Origin of the sequence: Streptomyces sparsogenes subsp. cuspidosporus, from assembly GCF_039532705.1 — a bacterium.
Lineage (GTDB): Bacteria > Actinomycetota > Actinomycetes > Streptomycetales > Streptomycetaceae > Streptomyces > Streptomyces sparsogenes.
Map to the genome: position 1 here is coordinate 72,684 of NZ_BAAASD010000033.1, position 17,568 is coordinate 90,251.

General features: G+C 71.8%; 18 protein-coding genes and 1 pseudogene. 10 read left to right on the top strand and 9 right to left on the bottom strand.

What is annotated here, in order from left to right; translation table 11 throughout:
- The first annotated feature begins 21 nt into the window (after window positions 1-21).
- Window positions 22-1,290 carry a macro domain-containing protein gene (locus tag ABFY07_RS30315; protein WP_346177554.1) on the top strand — a complete coding sequence of 423 codons (1,269 nt, stop codon included), beginning with the start codon at window positions 22-24 and terminating at the stop codon, window positions 1,288-1,290.
- A gap of 379 nt (window positions 1,291-1,669) precedes the next feature.
- On the opposite strand, the gene ABFY07_RS30320 is transcribed toward ABFY07_RS30315, so the two are convergent.
- A complete protein-coding gene (locus tag ABFY07_RS30320) occupies window positions 1,670-2,377 on the bottom strand; it encodes a 4Fe-4S single cluster domain-containing protein (protein ID WP_346177555.1) in 708 nt (235 codons plus the stop codon).
- Window positions 2,378-2,683: 306 nt separating this feature from the next.
- On the opposite strand from ABFY07_RS30320, the gene ABFY07_RS30325 reads away from it, so the two are divergent.
- Genes ABFY07_RS30325 through ABFY07_RS30340 form a run of 4 tightly spaced genes read left to right on the top strand, consistent with a single transcriptional unit; the run spans window position 2,684 to window position 7,266 of the window.
- Window positions 2,684-3,376 (top strand): hypothetical protein, encoded by a 693-nt coding sequence (locus ABFY07_RS30325; RefSeq protein WP_346177556.1) that lies wholly within the window; start codon window positions 2,684-2,686, stop codon window positions 3,374-3,376.
- Window positions 3,373-4,218, top strand: coding sequence for a hypothetical protein (locus tag ABFY07_RS30330; protein WP_346177557.1), 846 nt, complete (start codon window positions 3,373-3,375; stop codon window positions 4,216-4,218). Before ABFY07_RS30325 ends, ABFY07_RS30330 begins: the two co-directional genes overlap by 4 nt.
- A complete protein-coding gene (locus ABFY07_RS30335) occupies window positions 4,196-5,797 on the top strand; it encodes a hypothetical protein (RefSeq protein ID WP_346177558.1) in 1,602 nt (533 codons plus the stop codon). The genes ABFY07_RS30330 and ABFY07_RS30335 overlap by 23 nt, the downstream gene beginning before the upstream one ends.
- 44 nt (window positions 5,798-5,841) lie before the next feature.
- Window positions 5,842-7,266: a hypothetical protein gene (locus tag ABFY07_RS30340; RefSeq protein WP_346177559.1), complete on the top strand. Its 1,425-nt coding sequence runs from the start codon at window positions 5,842-5,844 to the stop codon at window positions 7,264-7,266.
- 41 nt (window positions 7,267-7,307) lie between these two features.
- Here the strand turns inward: ABFY07_RS30340 and ABFY07_RS30345 are convergent, their stop codons facing one another.
- From ABFY07_RS30345 to ABFY07_RS30360, 4 genes are all read right to left on the bottom strand, one after another.
- Window positions 7,308-7,598 carry a hypothetical protein gene (locus tag ABFY07_RS30345; protein ID WP_346177560.1) on the bottom strand — a complete coding sequence of 97 codons (291 nt, stop codon included), beginning with the start codon at window positions 7,596-7,598 and terminating at the stop codon, window positions 7,308-7,310.
- Window positions 7,599-7,692: 94 nt separating this feature from the next.
- The gene (locus ABFY07_RS30350) at window positions 7,693-7,998 is read right to left on the bottom strand and encodes a hypothetical protein (RefSeq protein WP_346177561.1); all 306 of its coding nucleotides are present in this window, start codon (window positions 7,996-7,998) and stop codon (window positions 7,693-7,695) included.
- 55 nt (window positions 7,999-8,053) lie between these two features.
- Complete coding sequence (locus ABFY07_RS30355) at window positions 8,054-8,233, bottom strand: hypothetical protein (protein ID WP_346177562.1); 180 nt, start codon at window positions 8,231-8,233, stop codon at window positions 8,054-8,056.
- Entirely contained in the window at window positions 8,234-8,530 is a 297-nt protein-coding gene (locus tag ABFY07_RS30360) for a hypothetical protein (protein WP_346177563.1), read from the bottom strand.
- A gap of 221 nt (window positions 8,531-8,751) precedes the next feature.
- Here ABFY07_RS30360 and ABFY07_RS30365 point away from each other — a divergent pair, with 221 nt between their 5' ends.
- Together ABFY07_RS30365 and ABFY07_RS30370 are read left to right on the top strand one after the other, a co-directional pair.
- Window positions 8,752-9,294 carry a GntR family transcriptional regulator gene (locus ABFY07_RS30365; protein WP_346177564.1) on the top strand — a complete coding sequence of 181 codons (543 nt, stop codon included), beginning with the start codon at window positions 8,752-8,754 and terminating at the stop codon, window positions 9,292-9,294.
- A complete protein-coding gene (locus tag ABFY07_RS30370) occupies window positions 9,291-10,073 on the top strand; it encodes a GntR family transcriptional regulator (protein ID WP_346177565.1) in 783 nt (260 codons plus the stop codon). Before ABFY07_RS30365 ends, ABFY07_RS30370 begins: the two co-directional genes overlap by 4 nt.
- Window positions 10,074-10,088: 15 nt before the next feature.
- On the opposite strand, the pseudogene ABFY07_RS30375 reads toward ABFY07_RS30370, so the two are convergent.
- Window positions 10,089-10,474 (bottom strand): annotated as a pseudogene (locus ABFY07_RS30375) (DUF5753 domain-containing protein); the annotation flags it as partial.
- Between the two features lie 14 nt (window positions 10,475-10,488).
- A complete protein-coding gene (locus tag ABFY07_RS30380) occupies window positions 10,489-11,004 on the bottom strand; it encodes a DUF6879 family protein (protein ID WP_346177566.1) in 516 nt (171 codons plus the stop codon).
- Window positions 11,005-11,142: 138 nt separating this feature from the next.
- On the opposite strand from ABFY07_RS30380, the gene ABFY07_RS30385 reads away from it, so the two are divergent.
- Window positions 11,143-11,361, top strand: coding sequence for a hypothetical protein (locus ABFY07_RS30385; protein ID WP_346177567.1), 219 nt, complete (start codon window positions 11,143-11,145; stop codon window positions 11,359-11,361).
- Window positions 11,362-11,453: 92 nt separating this feature from the next.
- On the opposite strand, the gene ABFY07_RS30390 is transcribed toward ABFY07_RS30385, so the two are convergent.
- Together ABFY07_RS30390 and ABFY07_RS30395 are read right to left on the bottom strand one after the other, a co-directional pair.
- Complete coding sequence (locus ABFY07_RS30390; RefSeq protein WP_346177568.1) at window positions 11,454-13,082, bottom strand: FAD-binding oxidoreductase; 1,629 nt, start codon at window positions 13,080-13,082, stop codon at window positions 11,454-11,456.
- A gap of 196 nt (window positions 13,083-13,278) precedes the next feature.
- Complete coding sequence (locus ABFY07_RS30395; RefSeq protein WP_346177569.1) at window positions 13,279-14,907, bottom strand: glycoside hydrolase family 32 protein; 1,629 nt, start codon at window positions 14,905-14,907, stop codon at window positions 13,279-13,281.
- A gap of 164 nt (window positions 14,908-15,071) precedes the next feature.
- Here ABFY07_RS30395 and ABFY07_RS30400 point away from each other — a divergent pair, with 164 nt between their 5' ends.
- Window positions 15,072-16,481: an extracellular solute-binding protein gene (locus tag ABFY07_RS30400; RefSeq protein ID WP_346177570.1), complete on the top strand. Its 1,410-nt coding sequence runs from the start codon at window positions 15,072-15,074 to the stop codon at window positions 16,479-16,481.
- A complete protein-coding gene (locus ABFY07_RS30405; protein WP_346177571.1) occupies window positions 16,478-17,434 on the top strand; it encodes a carbohydrate ABC transporter permease in 957 nt (318 codons plus the stop codon). The genes ABFY07_RS30400 and ABFY07_RS30405 overlap by 4 nt, the downstream gene beginning before the upstream one ends.
- Window positions 17,435-17,568 lie beyond the last annotated feature (134 nt).

The following is a 17,568-nucleotide window of genomic DNA, read 5'->3' on the forward strand; positions in this document are numbered from 1 at the left end:
CCCGCCGCTAGCCTGGTGACCATGATTCAGGAGCCATTGCCGTCAACTCCGCCCGCATACGATCAACTCCTGGACGAACTGAAAAACATCCGCAGGCCGGGGCTGGCCGGCCTGCGCGGTACCGATCGGCCGGCGCTGCGCGCGGCGGCCGTGGCGGGTGGCTTCTGCGAGGGCCCCGACGACGCCCCGGCCGGCATCGAGGCCCTGCTCAAGGAGGCCGTGCGGCGGCTCGGCGAGAAGGACCTGCTCGGCCGGGCCGCGGCCCACACCTTCGGACTGCTCCCCGACCGCCGGGGCGCCCCCGCCGCCGACCGCCGCAAGATGGCCGCCGGCGTGTACGGGGTGACCCCCGAGCGGTTCCGCAGACATCAGGAACCGCAGGTGATCCAGCAGCTCGCCGAGGCCGTCCTGACCGTCCTGCGGGAACCGCCCCCCGCGCCCGCCCGGCAGACGGCCCCGGGGGGTCCTCCACCCTCGGGCGGCGCAGTCGGCGCAGTCGGCGCAGTCGGTGCAGCCGGGGCAGGCGGCACAGGCGGCGCAGTCGGGGCAGGCGGCCAGGACACGCAGGGCGGCGCGGGCGGGCGAGGCCGCCAAGGCGGCGCGGAGGGCGCGGGCGGCGTCGGCGGAGCAGGGGGCGCGGCCGGCCAGGTCGGACAGGAGCCCCCGCTGCGGGTCGACAGCGTTCCGGTGGACGCGCGTAGCACGGTCACCGTGCACGTCTCGCCCATAGAACTGCTCCGCGACATCGAGGTGTTGGTCTCCTCGGAGAACGTCTACCTGGAGATGTCCAAGACCTTCCGGCCGACCGTCTCCGGCGCGCTGCGCCTCGCCGCCGCCGTGCGCGACCCCGCCGGGGAGATCGTCGACGATGTGCTCACGCGGGAACTCGCCGCGTGGCTGCGCGCCCATGGGCGCCCGGGGCTGCCGGTGCGGCCTGGCACGGTGGTGCCCACGTCGTCCGGGGCGCTCGCCGCGCGCGGAGTCCGGCGGATCTACCACGCCGCGGTGGCCACCCCGCAGGACGACACGTACGAGGTGCGCCCGGAGAGCATCGCGCGTGCGGTCAGCGCGTGCTTCGCGCTCGCCCGCACGGAGCGCGACCGGTACCGGCCCGAGCTGTCGTCCATCTGCTTCCCTCTGCTCGGCGCGGGCCGGGGCGGGCTGTCCCCGGCGGTCAGCGCGACCTGGCTGCGCTGGGCGATCCGCGACGAACTCGCCCGGGACGCCCGCTGGCGAGTGCACCTGGTGGTCCGCACCCGCGACATAGCCGAGGCCGTAGGCGCACTGTGACCCGCGCGCTCCCTGCGACGGTGACTCCTGCGCCCCCTGCGAAGGCCGGGACCCCTGCGGCGGCCACGCCGACGGCGGCCCTTGCGGCAATGGCGCGCGCTGGGGCGACCGGCGTCCCCGCACCCATCGCGCCGACTCCGCCCGCTGGGCCGACGGTGACCTGTGCGGCGACCGCGCCCCCTGCGCCGGCCCGGACGCCCGCCGCATTTGGGACCACCGCGCCGGCCCGGACCCCTGCGGCAGCCGGGACCACCGCGCCGGCCGCGGACCACGCGCCCGCTCCCCCCGCCCCGATATCCGCCCCAGCCCGCGCCCGCAGCCCAGCCCGCGCCCGCGCAGACCCCCGCGCCCCGGCAGACCCCCGCGCCCGCGGCCACCCTCACGGGCGCCAGCTCGGGCTCGTGAGGCGCACCCCCGCTCGCCGCAGGCGGCGCTCCAGCGCCGACAGTTCGCCGCGCAACGGCACTCCGTAGAGCCGCACATCGTCCTCTCCCTCGACCACTTGCAGACGGGGTCCACTCGCCGTCCGGGTCAGATGCGCCTCGTAGCGCGCCCGCCCCAGGGCCGTACGCGGCCGCATGCGCTGGTTGGCCGAGCCGCGCCACACCAGACGCGTGGGCTCGGCCGCCCGGAAGCGGCCGGTCACCAGGACATCGGCGTGGTGGACCGCGGCGGAGCGCGCCGCGTCGCGCTCCACTTCGTCCTCCTCGTAGCCCGTGTACAGGAGGAAGTCGATGTCGCGCCCGGCCGCCGGGCCGCCCGGCGCCCGTGCCCGCGCGCGGGCGAGGTCCGCCCCGGCCAGCAGGGCCGCCAGGCCGGCCGGCTGGTCGAGTGGCTCGCCGCCGCTGACCGTCAGCCCGTCGGCCCCCCGCGCCAGTGCGGCGCGCCACAGTCCGAGCAGGGACGAGACCGTACGAGGGGCGCCACCCCCCGGGTCCCAGGTGTGCCGCGACATGCACCCGGCGCAGGCCAGCCCGCACCCCTGGAGCCAGACGCCCAGCCGCCGGCCGGGCCCGAGGGTCTCCACCGGGAAGTGCGTCCCGCTGATCCGGAGCACCGGGTCCCGGCGCAGGGGGGCGTTTTCCATCGGCCCGTCTCCTTTCCGCCGCGGCCGGCTGACGAATTCCGTGATCAATGAGAGGGGACCCGGAAATCATGCCCAGTATGACGTGCGGTCAGACGCCGGCGCGGGCGAACTCCGGTTGAGTTCCGGGCGTTTTCGGGGGTGGGCCGTGCGGGGAGCATTCCCGGGTATGACGTTACCGCTACGGTCTGAACAGGTATTCGGCTCGGCCGCCGCACCCCCGCGCGGAGCAAAGCGGAATGCCGCTTTCCGTAAAAGGGGCGGTCCGGAGTCGAATTCCATGCCGAGGAAATCGGGGGACGGAAATCCATGATCACATCCGATAGCGTCAACGGCGTGGCGCGCCGGGGCGGGCTCGGCCCCACCGCGCGCCTCAGGGCCCGCCATCGGGGCAGGCGTGACGCCGCCCGGGGCGTGCCCCGCATCGCCTTCACGGTGGCCGCCGCGCCGCCCGGGGGCGGGCCGGACGGCATGCCGCCGTCCATCGAGCCGCCTGCCCCGGAGCTGCTCATCACCCCGTACGTCATGGAGGTGCGCACCGCGGCCCGCCGGGCCACCGAGCAGCTGCGCTCCTCGCTGATCGGCCGGGAGCACGCCCTCATCAGCAGGCTGCGCGCCGAGTCGGTGCGCGTGGTCACCCAGTACGACGTCCGCGAGGACCCCAGGCCCGCCGCCCTGGCGCGGTATGGCCTCTGGGTGGGCCAGTGGCGCACCAGTGTGGACCGCTGCCGGTCGCACGCGCAGGCCGTCGTCGACCAGGCCAATCAGCGGCTCGCCTGCTACTGGGACGGGGTGCGCGCGGCCCACCCCCACTTCGGCCGTCTCGCCCGGCGCCCGCCCGGCGACTGGCTGCCCGGCCGGGTGGAGCTGGACCCGTCCTGGCACCGGCCCGACATATGGCTGCTGGCCGACGACGAACACGCCCGGACGGCCACGTCCCGGGCGCTCCAGATACTCGAGCGGCAGAACACCTACCGCGCCGACGGGAGGAGTGCGCGATGACCGCCGACAACCCCGCCCCCCAGGGCCCCGACCCTCAAGGCCCCGCCGCCCGGCCGCGCCCGGCCCCCCGTCGCGAAACCGCCCGTCGCCCGGCCCCCCGCCGCGTCACCGTCCGCCGCGTGCTGCCCGCCGCGCTGGTGCTCGCCCTGGCCGCGGCCGGCACGGCCTGCGACGCGATGTCCAACGAACCGGAGCGCTACTCCCAGGCGTGCGGCGTCGTGGTCGACGGTTCCGGCTCGGCCGTCGACGCGAAAACCGGCTTCGACGCGGCGGCGAAGCTCGACGCGAGGCTGGACACGTTCCTGAAGGACCGCAAGTGCCGCAAGACGTCCTTCGCCCCGATCACCAAGGTCTCCATGGCCTCCAAGTGCCAGGTCAGCCCGCTCGACCTGGACCCGGACGGCTCGAAGACCTCCGACCGCGACCGCACCCGCAAGGCCCTGCGCGAGGTCGCCCGCTCCAGCGCGCACAAGCTGCTGGATTGTGCCAAGAAGCAGGAGCCCGGCTCCGATGTGCTCGGCGGCCTGTCGCGGATCGCGCTGACCAAGCCGTCCGGCGACGACGCCTCGTTCGACGTGCTCGTGGTGAGCGACTTCGACCAGGGCGATCCCGACTTCCGGCTGGGGCGGCAGGACCTGTCCACCGACGCGAGCCGCCAGAAGACCGCCGACGGCTTCCTGAAGTCCCACGGCAAGCCTGAGCTGTCCGGCGCCGACATCTACCCGGTGGGCTACGGCATGAAGTACCACACCGACACCTCCCGGTACGAGCAGTTCAACGCCTTCTGGACGGAGGTCCTGGAACGGAGGATGAAGGCCCATGTCCACACCGATTACCGGTAGCGACGGCGAGGCCCCGCGGCGGCTGAGGCTGCGCCGCCGCGGGCCCGACGCCGACCGGGGGCGCCGGGGGCGGGCCGCGCGGCGGTTCCCCGACGGGGCCCTGCCGCAGCCGGATCCCGTCGAGCCGGGCGTCATCCGCGGCGGCGACAGCGACTGGCTCACCGACCGGGCCCGCAAGCGCGGCGCGGCGGCCGGCACCCGGCGGGTCTTCGACCCCTGGGTGCTGGGCAGCCCCGACCGGATCCCGTACTTCGCCGAACTGGCCAGCCTGCGCAACCGCGTCAGGCATCGGCTCACCGAGGAGGCGGCGCGGGCGGAGGAGGCCGGCGCCCTGGAGGCCGGCCGCGCGCGGGCGGCCGTCACGGCCGCCGAGGAGCGGCTGAGGCGGGCGGACCGGCGCCGCGCCGACCTGGAGCAGCAGCAGCGGGCCACCGTCGCGCAGCTGGACCGGCTGGCGCGGCGGGCCGACCGGTGGCAGAACTTCCGCGACACCATCCGGGGCGGCTTCGAGCGGCGGTGGCTGCGCGACCGGATGCCCCCGGACTGGACCGACGGCACCCATGGCACCGACGGCACCGCCGACCCGACCGGCGCGCAGGGCTTGACCAGCGCGCAAGGAGTGAACGGCGCGGCCGCCCGCCGTCGCGGCCCGGCGCAGGCGTACCGCGACGGCGAGCCGGAGTCCGCGAGGCACCACGCCGACTGGCAGTCCGTGGCCGAGCACGACCTGTCGGCGCCCGACGCCCAGGCGGCCGACCGGGCCCTGTCCACCAGGGCGGCCTGGGAGGGCGCGGCGGCGCGGCCCGGCGTGTCGCGCCGTCTCAAGACCGGCGTGCTGGTGCTGCTGATGGTCGTGGAACTGCCCGTCTACTACACCGTGTTCGAGAATCTGCACGGCGTCGGCGCCTTCGCCAATCTGCTCTCCGTCAGCCTCACCGTGGCCGTCGCCGTGGCGATGATCCTCGCCCCGCACATCGGCGGCCGGATCCTGCGGCACTGCTCCGGCACCGGCGCGGTCCGGCTCGCCGCCGTGCCCGCCCTCGCGCTGATCACCGTCTGGGGGTACGGCGCCTGGGCGCTGGGCGATCTGCGGGCCAAGGTGGCGTTCCAGGACGAGCCTCCGCTGGAGCTGCCGGCCGACGTGCCCCAGGAGGCGCGGGACGACCTCAGCCACCAGCCGAGCCTCCTCGAGTCGCTCAACCTGGACCCGCACAGCGTGTCGTTGATGTTCGTCGCGCTGCTGCTGCTCTCCGGCGGCATCGCCTTCCTGCTCGGCCTGGGCGAGGAGCATCCGTACCTCGCGGCGTACCGGACCACCGCCGAGCGGCTGCGCGAGCTGGAGCGGGAGATCGAGGAGGACGTGGCGGGCGCCGAGCGCGCCAGGCAGGCCCAGGCCACCCTGGAGACCCGCGCCGCCGCCCGCCGCGCGGCTCACGAGGCCCGCCTCTACGCCGTCGACGAGCTGTACGAGGCCGCCGCTCACAACTACCTGGACGGCCTGATGGCGCAGTCCTCGGACCCCGCGGTGACCGAGGCCGCCATGCGGCTGTCCCAGAAGTGGCCGCTGCTGCCGCACTGACGGCGTCCGGCAGGCCGTGAGCACACACAGGACCGACGACGGGGGTGGCGATGGAGCCGGCGGGCGAGGAGCAGTACATCCTGATCACGCAGTGCCTTCAGAACGACTTCTTCCTCAACCTGGACTGCCAGTTGTCGCTGCCGGAGAGCGCCGTCTCCAAGCTGCTGCTGGACTGCGAGGGAGGAGAGGCCCTCCGCACGGACGGCCACCGCAGGGTGCTGCCCGAGGCGGAGCTGCGCCGCTCACCGCTCGCCCGCTTCCTCGACGCCACCGTCGGCTCCCGCACACGCGGGCACGGGGACGGCGTGCTCCACCTGATCAACGTCCGCGACTGGCACGTCCCCGGGGAGGCGTACGACCTCGAACGCCGGCAGTACGGCGCGCACTGCGAGGCCGACACCTGGGGAGCGGCGTACCTCGACGGCCTCACCGACCTGCTGGCCCCGGCCCCGCCGCCCCCCGGGGGCGGCGAGGCCGACTGGGGCGGCCGGCTGCGCGTCCACCATGTGCGGTCCAACACCCTCTACGACTTCCAGGACACCCCCGGCCCCCGCCCCGGCGACCGCGTGCCGTCCGGGCTCACCGCGCTGCTGGACGGCCTCCTGGCCGACGGCAGGCACGAGACGACCCACGTGGTCGTGATCGGCGTCCTCACCGACATCAAGATCCAACTCATGCTGACCGGCATCCGCTCCCGCTACGACGTCCGGCAACTCGTCGTCTCCGACGCCCTCACCGCCAGCCGCACCCTCGAACGCCACCTGACGGCCCTGGACTTCTGCCAGCGCGTGCTGCGCGTCGAGGTGATGACCGGCCTCGCGGAGCTGGCCCGCTTCCTCGGCTCCCGCCCGGACGACGACCGGCCGCTGTCCCGGGGCGGCGACGCGGAGTTCGCCGGCTACTCCTCGTACATCCAGGACAAGCAGGGCATCCTCTCCTACGAGGACGCCCGGCTGCGCGACTACCGCATCCAGTCCTCCGAACGGCTCAGACAGGCCCAGCGCACCGTCGGCTTCGCCGCCAAGTTCCTGCTGGGCCTCGGCACCTGCCTGCTGCTGACCGCCCTCCTGCTCTCCCTCCTCGACGTCCTCGCCCCCGGCCGCGTCGGCTGGCAGAGCCCCGCCGTCCTCGGCGCCCTCGGCGCGGGCCAGATCGTCACCCTCTTCTTCACCCGCCCGGTCAGATCCGTACAGGACGCCCTGGCGGAGGAGACCATCTACCGGATGGTCCTGGAGAGCCGCAGCCTGAAGGTCGCCCTCGCCCGCTACCACGTCACCACCGCCAACGCCCTGCGCCGCCACGACGACATCGGCCGCCAGTCCGAGGCGCTGGAGCGCCAGCTCGAGGTCCTGGAGAAGATCGACACCGCCGACTTCGAACGCCTCAAGGGCCTCGGCGTAACCCCCCGCGCCGACCCGCCCGGCCCACCCCGGGCGCGCCGGAGGAACCGACCACAGCCCCCGGGCTGACGCGACCTCGAACCGCCGGCTGCATGTCGCGACGGCGGAAGCTATGGCATGAAACGGACAATGACGTCCGCCCAGCCGTCCGGGCTTGTGTAGTGCCAGGTACCGGTTTCGTCGGCTGAGAGCATGGCCTCGGAGTACAGGGCTCCCACGAGGAGTTTCCAGGGCTCGCCTCTCTTGGCGGTTTCCCTGCGCGCCGGGTCACGTAGCGACGTGCCGGCAGCCTTGAAGACGGCGGTGCGGATGTCGAAATACCGTGTGCGGTCGGCTCTTCCTGTGGTGACGCCGGATGCGCTCATGAACGTCCATTCGGCGTGCCAGGGGCCGTCTGCCATGGGGAATCACTCCGGCGAAGTGCTCTGTGTCGTGACTTTGCGGTGACTATGGGACAACGACACGCCGACGCCGCGGCGTGTCGTTGTCCCATACTCACCGCAAACGGCGGTCAGGGCTGGTGACCAACCCGGCAGAGGCCATGCCTCGCCGGCGCTGGGCGTGCAGCCGGGCGATGGCGCGTAGCTGTCGCCGCTCGTACGCGGTGGCGGGGCGTACGGAGGCGCAGTGCGACCGCCATGCAAGCCCGGTGGGGCGGGTGAGGCAGACCATCGGCCCGTCGAAGTCGGCGATGGTTCCGGGCATCTCGTAGCGCCGGTCGTAGACCACCATGCCGACCGCGAGGCTGGGCAGGATGCGGGTCCAGTCCGCCCCGTTCACCGCTTCCGCCTGGCGCGGCATCGCGTGTCCGCCGCCCGAGGGCTGGGCGTCTCGAAACTGGTGGCTGGTGCGTGGTTCACTTCGGCCTCCGCCCCAGGTGCTGGGCGATCTGTTCGCTCAGGGCTACCGATTGCTGCCGTAGTTCCTCAAGGGTCGGGCGGTCCTCGTCGCCCTGCTGCCCGTGCTGCTGCCCGCCCGGTCCGTGCTGTCCGCCGTCCAGTCCTTGCTGCGGCGGGGGCGTCGTCGGGTTGCTCATCTACGCCACCACCCTCACGCCGTGGATGACGCGCGGGCCGATGTCGATGCCGTGCACGGCCAGCCACAACGTCCGCCGACGCCGACGCCGCAACCGGCGCTCCGCGCGCTGCTCCCGCTGCTGTTCATGGGCCACGACGCACGACCGGACCATGGCGGCCCCCTGGGCGCCATGCGGCTGGCGCCGCATGGCGGGGCGGCCGACGGCCGAATGGGTCGCGCGGTGACGGCCGGACGGCGGTAACACCAGTCGTAGCAGCGCTTCGCAGATCCACGCGATGGCATGGACCATGCTCATCAACTTCCGGCTCCCGGGGGCAGCTGGCTTGTGGCGTGTGAAGAACTGCGGATGTGTCAGGGGCACGGTGAGACACCACCTCTGGGCTCGCTGTAGGCTTAAAGCTGAGCTTATTGCTATTCGCGAAAAGCAGCAAGGAGCCCGAGTGTCGGCCAAGGGGTCGCTTACTGTGTAAAGCGGCAAGGTTGGCGAAGGTCGATCAAGACATGAGGAGAGGTTCGTTGGCCGGCGAAGCGTGGATCAGTACGTCGATGCCTTACCTGCGGCCGACCGAGGGAGGCCGCGGCGATACGTGGCGTGAGGAAGCCGCGGCGCACGGGCGGCGGGGTACTCAGCGCGTCGTCCAGGCCGGAGAGGTGTCCGCTCCTGCGGTCGTGGCGGGGCTGTTGGGAGTTGAGGCGGGGACCTCAGTAGTCGTGCGGCGGCGGATCATGTATCTGGACGAGCAGCCTTGTGAGCTGACCGACTCCTACTATCCGGCCCGCATCGCGGCTGGTACGGGGCTCGCGGACACGGCGAAGATCCGCGGGGGAGCAGTCGCTCTGCTCGCGGAACTCGGGTACGTGGGGCAGCGGGTGCGGGAGGATGTGACGGCGCGGATGCCCGATGGGCGGGAGCGTGAGCTGCTGCGGACCGGCGAGCTGGAGCCGGTGATGTGCCTTGAGCGGGTCGTCTTCGACGGGGACGATCGGCCGATTCAGGCCGATCTCATCACCATGCCCGCCCACCGCCAGCGACTTCGATACGAACTCAGGATGGGATGACCGTGCCCAAGGCCGATGAGGACGCGATCGACCGGCGGTCGCTGCATGAGCGAATCGCCGCGGATCTACGGGACGAGATCATGTCGGGCGAGCTTCGGCCGGGCGCCAGGCTTCCCTCGACCGCGCAGCTCAAGGAGCGGTTCAGCGCGTCGAACGCGACCGTGCAGAAGGCACTGCAACTGCTGAAGGACGAAGGTCTCGCGCTCGGCCGCGCCGGGGCGGCCGTCACCGTACGGGAGCACCGGCAGCGCACCATGCGGCCCGCCGCCTACATGGCGCCGGCCGCGCCGGGTGAGCCGTATCGGTGGATCAGCGAGGCGGCCACCGGACATCAGGCGCGGGGGAGCAGCCGCCTTCTGGAGGTCGCCGAGGTGAGACCGCCCGCCGATGTGGCGGAGGCGCTGCGGCTTCCGGAGGGCGGGACGGTGCTGCTGCGGGCTCAGGTGTTGTCGCTGGATGACGAGCCGGTGGAATTGGTGAAGTCCTACTATCCGCTGGAACTCGCTCGCGGGACGGCAATGATGGACCGCCGCAAGATCAAGGGCGGTACCCCGGCGTTGCTGGCGGAGCTGGGCTATCCGCCACGGCTCAGCGTGGACAAGGTATCTGCTCGCGTTCCGACGCAGGAGCAGTACACCGTGCTCGGCCTGCCGGGGAATCTGCCCGTCCTGCGGACGTTGCGGGTCGTGTACAGCGATGGTGAACGGCCCATTGAGGCCACGGTGATGGCCAAGGCCGGGCACCTTTATGAGTTGCAGTACGAGTTCTCGCCCTCTTGAGCAATGCCTCGTGTTCGGCATGGGCCAGGCGGTTCGTTCTGCCGAGAACGGGATGACGCCCACAGCGACGTTCTGGAGATCCATCATCCCGAGGAGGTGGCCGAGTTGGGCCGCCATGGTGTCGGCGCCGCATATCCGGTAACGCAGTACTGACTCCTCCAATACGAAGGAGAACCGGCGCGCGCCATTTCTCAGCACCGCGTTCCGCCGCATGCGTGCCGCCACGGCATCACTCACATCGTCCGGGTCCCTCGGAAGTCCGCGATGGACGACAGCAGTGCGGTGGCGTACCCGGGGGTTTGGAGGAACCCGGTGATCCCCGCGTCCCTTCGGATTTCGCGCAGGCGGCCGGCGAGATCTTCGCGAGCCTTCTGAACGCTCGAAGACGGGTGTGGGGGCATGGAGCCGGCTTTCGTCAGATCTCATAGAGGTGGTGCGGAATCGCTTGTCTCCAAACTGCCTCGAAGGCGGTGCGGCACAGCTTCACGGTCTCCGCGTCTGTCGTGATTTCGTCCTCCACCACCACACCGTCACCCGAGAAGTGATGCACCCTGAGCAGCGCGTCATCGAACAACCAGAAGTCGTTCCCCGGCAGAGGGATGTTCGTGGTCAATCGTCGAGGCAGCCACCGTACCTCCTCACCTGCCGTGACGTTGGCGTGGGTGACGTAGTGCTCCCACCGGATGTACTCCGAGACGGGCTCGGAGACGATTCGGGCCCTGCGGATGGTCACACCCCGGGCAACGGTATCCGCGATCAACTGATCGTAGGGATGCCACCAGGACTCGCGATCATCCCAGTTGATCCGTTCACCGCGCCGCCATGCCTCGAACCGTTCCGTAGGAGCGTAGGAGTCTCGCAGCTCCAAATGGACGGCCGACCGCTCGGTCCGGCCAAGCAGCTCAGCGAAGCTGGGCACGCTCGACGGCATCGCATGCCTCCCTGATCATCGGGTTTCTAGCGTCATCAGCACCACACGGAGTGTGGGACTCCCGCCCGGCGACGGAAACCCTGGACCGGTGAATGCCGGGACGGGTGCTCAATCGCAGAGGAAAGAGGAGGTCGGTAGATGAGCGCCGCAGCGGTCGAGACGTACGAGACACGCACGCCCGACGCCGAAGGCTGGCGCGGAGTCCCGTTCCGGCACCCCCGGGACCTGACAGCCGTCGCCCAGGACGACGACGGCGGGAAGCACGACGGCGGGCCCATGCCCCCGGAGGCGCCCCGCGACCCCGCACCGCAGGGCGGCGACCAGGGCGGCAAGCAAGCCCCTGGCACCCCCGGCTGAGTGAACCGTCCCCGTCCGTGTGCGATACCCGGGGCACACGGGCGGGGTTCCTTGCCGCTCATCCTGCGGGAGCGTCAGCTGTCGCGGTGCGGTCAGGAGCCGATCCCCTGGGGGTAGCGGAAGAAGTCGGTCGGGTCGTACGTCCGCTTCACCCGGACCAGCCGGGGGTAGTTGACGCCGTAGTAGGCCTCGCGCCAGTCCTTCAGCTTGGGGTCGGGGAAATTCTGGTAGGAGTGCTCGGGAGGCGCCGCGGGGAAGAGGGCGTCGTAGAAGTCGTGGAGCCAGTGCAGGTTCGCGGCGGCGACCTCGGGGGAGTCGTAGTCCGCCCAGGAGGTCTCGGCGGCGAGGATGAACAGGTCGTCGCGGTGCACGAACGCGGTCGCCCGCCGCGGTACGCGGTTGATCTCCCCGCCGAGCGCGAACATCGCCAGCCCGGCGCCCTCCGGGTTGCCGCTGCCCGGCCAGTCGAGCAGCCGCTCGGCCGCGGCGCCCACCTGCCGCTCGGTGAGGAGTGTCCGGGAGTTCAGGACCGCCGACTTGGCGGCGAATTTCTCCACCGGAGTGGTGGCGCTCAGCAGGGTGCTCGCCTCGGCCGGGGTGACCTCGCGGACGGCTGAGCAGTTGCGGGCCCGTTCCTCCGGGGTGCCGATGGCGAGCAGGGGGGCGAGGACGGCCCGCAGTTCGTCGAGGGGGCCGTAGTACTGGCCGATCGCGTTGACGCCCGCGTTCGCGCGGATCTGGTCCCGGGTTCGCCCATGGGTGCCGATGCCGACGCGGAGGTGGAACCGCTTGTCGTCCTCGGTCTCCTGGGCGATCCGCTGTGCGGTCGCCATCACCGGCAGGACGGAGTCCAGGTTCCAGCTGAGCCGGTAGAACCCCACATCGCCCTGGAACCGCTCGTACTGGAACGTGAACGAGGTGTGCACGCCGAAGTTGTTGCCCGCGCCGCCCCGGCAGGCCCAGAACAGATCGGGCTCCGAGTCCTCGCCGGCCTCGACCACGCGCCCGTCGGCGAGCACGACGGTCGTGGCGACCAGCCGGTCGCAGGTCAGGCCGAACATCTTGTCGCTGAAGCCGATACCGCCACCCAGCACCAGCCCGGCCACCCCGACCGAGGGGCAGCGGCCGGTCGGCACGAAGATGCCCTGGTCCTCGAGCAGCGGGTGCAGGTCGCCGTTGGTGACCCCGGCCCCGACGGTGACGGTGCCCGCGCCGTGGACGACCTTGATCGGTCCGTATGTCCGGGAGCGGGCGGCGCTCCGCAGCGGCACGGTGGTGATCTTCTTCATCCGGCTCATGTTGAGTAGTAGGCCGGTGGTGGTGGAGTAGCCGGCGTAGTTGTGGCCAAGACTGGAGCGGGGCACGACGGGCAGCCCGACCGCGCGGGCCCAGCGGATCGCTTCGCGTACGTCCCTCGTGGTGGCGCAGGCGACGATGCCGGCGGGCCGGATCCCGGCGTACCGGTGGTTGAACGGGAGCGCCAGCGGAGGGTAGCCGGAGTTCCCGGGCCGGTAGAGGGTGGCGCCGGGGGAGAGCGACGCCGCCAGCCGCTTCCAGTCCTGGGGGCTGACCGGCTCCGCCAGCCGCTTCCAGTCCCGGGGGCTGACCGGCTCCGCCGTCCCGGTCGCCGCGGCGGCGTCGGGCGACGCTTTCATCGCCACCGCCCCGGCGCCGAGGGCGCTCAGGGTGCCTGTCCGCAGTACGTCCCGCCTGTTGATCACCGTGGCCTGCCTTCGTGAAACGGTCGGAGACTCGGTTGCGACTGGAGAGTCGCCTGGTCGTCCGATCGTTCACCGCCACGGCCGGTCAGGCGCAGACCGCCCACGAGCCCGCCACTCGAAAGCGTGGCCGCCGCACCGCCCGATAGCCGAGTCGGCCGGGCGGCGGGCCCGGAAGGAGGGCGGGCCGGGCAGGCTCTCAGAGGGCGAACTCGCGGATCACGGTGTTCCTGAACACCGCGCTCCCGTCGAGCGTGAACAGGGCGATCCCGGTGTCGGCGGGGTCCGGGAAGACCTCGGTGGAGTGGGTGTACCGGCCGTCGTCGACGAACATCTCCACGGAGGTCCGGTCGACGAGGATCCGCAGCCGGACCGTCCGCGCGGCCGGGTCGAAGGGGCTCCTGCTCTCCTGCCAGCGGCCGGAGGTGTCGGGATTCGCGACGCCGCGCCGGTTGACGAAGGCGTAGTCGCCGTAGATCCCGGCGTCGACGTGGTGCGCCCCGTCGGACGAGCGGCGCAGCTGAAGCCCCGCGCCGGTGAGCCGGTCCCAGGTGATCTCGGTGGTCAGCTCGTACGCGGTGCCGGTGTAGCCCAGCACCCGGTGGCCGTCGACCCGCAGGTCGCCCAGGCGCACCGTACGGGAGACATGGGCGTCCAGGGCGCGGACGGGCCGGGAGGCGAGGTAGCGGGTGCCGTCGGGGGCGCGCTTGAGGGTGATCTCGCGGACGACGGAGTCGGTGCCGTTGAAGCCGTCGTGGTCGAGGGTGGGCGTGGTGTTGGCGTAGTCCCAGTTGTTCAGCCAGCCGATCGCGTAGCGCGTGCGCGGGTCGAGCGTGCCGTGCCTGTCGCGCTTGTCGAAGGTGACGGCCGCGTACCAGTCCCAGCCGTGGTCGAGCCACTGCGGGTCGGGCGCGTCGGGGGTGAAGGTGGCGCCGTCGAAGGCGCCGGTCCAGTACGCGTAGGTGTTGGGCAGTCCGGATGCCTTGCCGTTGGCGCTCACGCCCAGCACCCACCTCCGGACCCCGTCCTCGCCCGTGATCCGGAACAGGTCGGGGCACTCCAGGACGCCGATGCCGTCCTTGATGAACCCGCCGGCGTAGGTCCAGGACTTCAGGTCGGGGGAGTGGTAGAAGCCCACCTTGTTGTTCTCGGCGAGCGCCATCACCCAGCGGCCCCGCTCCTCGTCGCGGATCACCTTGGGGTCGCGGAAGTCGCGCACTCCGGGGTTGGGCAGCACCGGGTCGGTGCCGTGCGGGGTGAAGGTGCGGCCGCCGTCGGTGGAGTAGTACAGGTACTGGGCCTGGGTGTTGGCGTTGTCGTCGGGTGACATGGTGACCAGGACGATCACCGCGCCCGCGCCAAAGCCCGCCGTGTTCTCCGTGTCCACCACCGCCGAACCGGACCACACGTCCCCGTTGGGGGTGGTGTCCTTGGGCACGGCGATCCCGCGGTCCGTGAAGGACACCAGGTCGGTGCTGGTGGCCAGGCGCCAGGCGGTGCCCGCGGTGGTGCCGCCCGTCGTGTAGTCCGGGTTGTACAGGTAGTAGTAGTGGTACTCGCCGTCGATCCAGATCGGCCGCTGCGGGTCGTTCTTCCACTGGTCGGGGACCGTGAAGTGGTACTCGGCGCGATAACTCGCCCCTGAGGACGCTGAGGCCCCTGAGGCCCCTGAGGACCCTGTGGACTGCCCGGTTGCGGCCCTCGGCGTGGCCGCCGCCGGTCTCACCACCCCCGGCAGCAACGCGCCGGCCGCGCCCGCCGCCGTGGCGGCGACGAGCGACCTCCTGGACATCCCACTGCTGCCCGACCTGCCCGATATGTGACGCATGGTGCGGCTCCTTCCCCAACGTCGTCGTCAGGACTGCGGCTCGGTGGACCGGAACTGTAGACCTAACTCGTTAAAGGTCAACCCCTGCCGCATCTCTTGACAGTCCGTGACGGGGTTCTCATCATCGGGGGGTCACCCGCGACTAACACGAGTTAGGCCCCTCGATGACCGACCCGCTCACCTCACGCCGCAGCCTCATGCGCTACGGCGCGTACGGCGCTGCGGCCGCCGCCCTCGGCGGTGTCGCCGCCAACTGGGACCGCCTCACCGGCGCCGACATCCCCGGCCGCGACGACGGCTCCCTCGTCGTCGCCACCCTCGGGCCCGCCTACGGGCCGGCCGCCGTGCGCACGCTCACCGAGGGCTTCCGGAAGCTGCACCCCGACATCAAGCTCCGGATCAACGCCGTCCAGGCCGTCGACTGGTCCGACTTCTTCGCGAAGATCCTCACCCAGATCGCGGCGGGCACCGCCCCCGACCTCGTCTACGTCGCCACCGAGGGCGTCCAGCTGTTCGCGCGGCGCCTCGGGGTCGCGCTGGACCACTGGGTCAAGCGGGACGCCGAAGAGCTGCGCGAATACTTCGCCGACGTCCATCCCTCGCTGGTCGAGTCGATGATGTACGAGGGGAGCCTCTACCAGCTTCCGGTCGAGTTCAACGCGGCCGACATGTACCTCAACAAGCAGGTGCTGAAGCGGTCGGGCGCGGCGTTCCCGGCGCCCGACTGGACCCGCGACGACTTCACCGCGCTGCTGCGGGACATGAAGAAGTCCAGCGGCTCCCGCTTCACGCCGTACTTCTGGACCAACCGGCTGTGGGGCGGCGTGGTGCCCTGGCTGTTCGCCAACGACACCAATCTGCTCGCCGAGTCCAAGGCGCCGGGCGGAGCCTGGCTGTGGGACTCCTTCTACCCGCCCGCCGCCCGGCGCGGGCGCGGCGGCGGCTACCGGTGGACCACCCCGCAGGCCACCGGCGCCCGCGTGGAGGAGGCGTACGACTACCTCGCCTCCCTCATCCAGGAGGGCCTGTGCACCCGCCCCGAGGGCGGCAACGGCCAGAACCTGGTCGGCGTGTTCTCCACCGGCCGGGTCGGCGTCACCCCCGCGGGCGGCTTCTGGGCGGGCGGCCTGCACCTGGCGGGCATGAAGGCGCCCGACTACGACGTGCAGTACTTCCCGCGTTGGCGCACCCAGCGCATGCAGTTCGGCGCCGCCGGCTACGCGCTGCTGCGCACCTCGAAGCGGCAGGAGGAGGCCTGGGAGTTCATCAAGTACGCCGCCCGCCGGGACACCCTGACCCGGCTGTTCACGACCAACCAGACCACCCCGGCCCGCCGCTCGATGCTCGACGCCGCCCGCTACCGGGAGACCGGCCCGCGCCACTGGCAGGTCTTCTACGACACCCTCGACAAGTTCCCCGACACCGGCCCGATCCCCGCGCCACCGCAGGTCGCCGAGGTCGAGCAGGTGCTGCTCAAGCACACCGGCACCGCCCTTGCCTCCCGGCGCGCGGTGGCCCCCGCGCTGCGCCGGATGCAGGGCGACCTGGAGAAGGCCATGGAGCGTGACGTATGACGACGAACACTCAGCAGGCCCCGGCCCGGCGGCCGCGGCGGGCCGCACCGCCCGCCGCCGCCCCGCGCCCCGCCGCCCGCGACCGCGGGACCCGGCTGCTGGCCACGCTCTTCCTGGCGCCCACGATCGTCGGCATCGTCGTCTTCACGGTCGTCCCGATCATCGGCTCGGTGGTCCTCAGCCTCTTCCACTGGAACGTGATCGACGACCCGAGCTTCGCCGGGACCGCCAACTACCGCGAGGTGTTCAGCGACTCCACCGTGCTGGTCTCCTTCCGCAACACCCTCCTGTTCATGGTGCTCGCGGTCGCGCTGCAACTGCTCATCGCGCTGGCCCTGGCCCTGGCGGTGAACGGGCGGATGCCCCTGTGGCTGCGCTCGGTGTTCCGGTCGGCGTTCTTCTTCCCGCTGGTGCTGTCCGCCGCGTCGATCTCTGTGGTGATGAAGTACCTCTTCAACCAGGACTTCGGGGTCGTGAACTGGCTTCTCGGCCTGGTCGGGGTCGCCCCGGTGCCGTGGCTGACCTCGGAGAACGGGGCGATGGCCGCGGTGATCCTGGTCTACGTCTGGCAGCAGTTCGGGTTCTCGTTCCTGCTGTTCGTCGGCGGCCTGAACAACATCCCCAAGGAGATCCACGAGGCCGCCTCGCTCGACGGCGCCACCGGCCTGCGCAAGCACCTCAGCGTCACCCTGCCGCTGCTGTCGCCCACCCTGCTCGTCGCGTCCGTGGTCGGCATCATCAACGCGCTGCAGGTCTTCGAGCAGCCGTACGTCCTCACCAACGGCGGGCCCGGCGACTCCACCCGCACCGTCGTGATGGTCATCTACGAGACCGCGTTCGAGCAGCTGCGCTTCGGCCCGGCGTCCGCGGTGGGCGTGCTGCTGTTCGTCCTGATCATGGCGGTCACCGCCCTCCAGTTCCGGCTCAGCCGGCGCTTCGTCCACTACCAGTGAGCCGGGTGAGTCCCATGAGCCAAGCCACCACGAGCCGGGCCACGAGCCGGGCCGCCACCAGCCGAACGACCGACCGGGCCACCACGGGACCCGCGGGGAACCGAGCGGCCCCCAAGCTGAGCCGTGCGCGGCAC

Bases quoted from the DNA above. Each gene is read 5' to 3' on its own strand.
- ABFY07_RS30315 (WP_346177554.1), top strand. From the start codon at position 22: ATGATTCAGGAGCCATTGCCGTCAACTCCGCCCGCATACGATCAACTC.
- ABFY07_RS30320 (WP_346177555.1), bottom strand. From the start codon at position 2,377: ATGGAAAACGCCCCCCTGCGCCGGGACCCGGTGCTCCGGATCAGCGGG.
- ABFY07_RS30325 (WP_346177556.1), top strand. From the start codon at position 2,684: ATGATCACATCCGATAGCGTCAACGGCGTGGCGCGCCGGGGCGGGCTC.
- ABFY07_RS30330 (WP_346177557.1), top strand. From the start codon at position 3,373: ATGACCGCCGACAACCCCGCCCCCCAGGGCCCCGACCCTCAAGGCCCC.
- ABFY07_RS30335 (WP_346177558.1), top strand. From the start codon at position 4,196: ATGTCCACACCGATTACCGGTAGCGACGGCGAGGCCCCGCGGCGGCTG.
- ABFY07_RS30345 (WP_346177560.1), bottom strand. From the start codon at position 7,598: ATGGCAGACGGCCCCTGGCACGCCGAATGGACGTTCATGAGCGCATCC.
- ABFY07_RS30350 (WP_346177561.1), bottom strand. From the start codon at position 7,998: ATGCCGCGCCAGGCGGAAGCGGTGAACGGGGCGGACTGGACCCGCATC.
- ABFY07_RS30355 (WP_346177562.1), bottom strand. From the start codon at position 8,233: ATGAGCAACCCGACGACGCCCCCGCCGCAGCAAGGACTGGACGGCGGA.
- ABFY07_RS30360 (WP_346177563.1), bottom strand. From the start codon at position 8,530: ATGAGCATGGTCCATGCCATCGCGTGGATCTGCGAAGCGCTGCTACGA.
- ABFY07_RS30370 (WP_346177565.1), top strand. From the start codon at position 9,291: ATGACCGTGCCCAAGGCCGATGAGGACGCGATCGACCGGCGGTCGCTG.
- ABFY07_RS30380 (WP_346177566.1), bottom strand. From the start codon at position 11,004: ATGCCGTCGAGCGTGCCCAGCTTCGCTGAGCTGCTTGGCCGGACCGAG.
- ABFY07_RS30385 (WP_346177567.1), top strand. From the start codon at position 11,143: ATGAGCGCCGCAGCGGTCGAGACGTACGAGACACGCACGCCCGACGCC.
- ABFY07_RS30395 (WP_346177569.1), bottom strand. From the start codon at position 14,907: ATGCGTCACATATCGGGCAGGTCGGGCAGCAGTGGGATGTCCAGGAGG.
- ABFY07_RS30400 (WP_346177570.1), top strand. From the start codon at position 15,072: ATGACCGACCCGCTCACCTCACGCCGCAGCCTCATGCGCTACGGCGCG.
- ABFY07_RS30405 (WP_346177571.1), top strand. From the start codon at position 16,478: ATGACGACGAACACTCAGCAGGCCCCGGCCCGGCGGCCGCGGCGGGCC.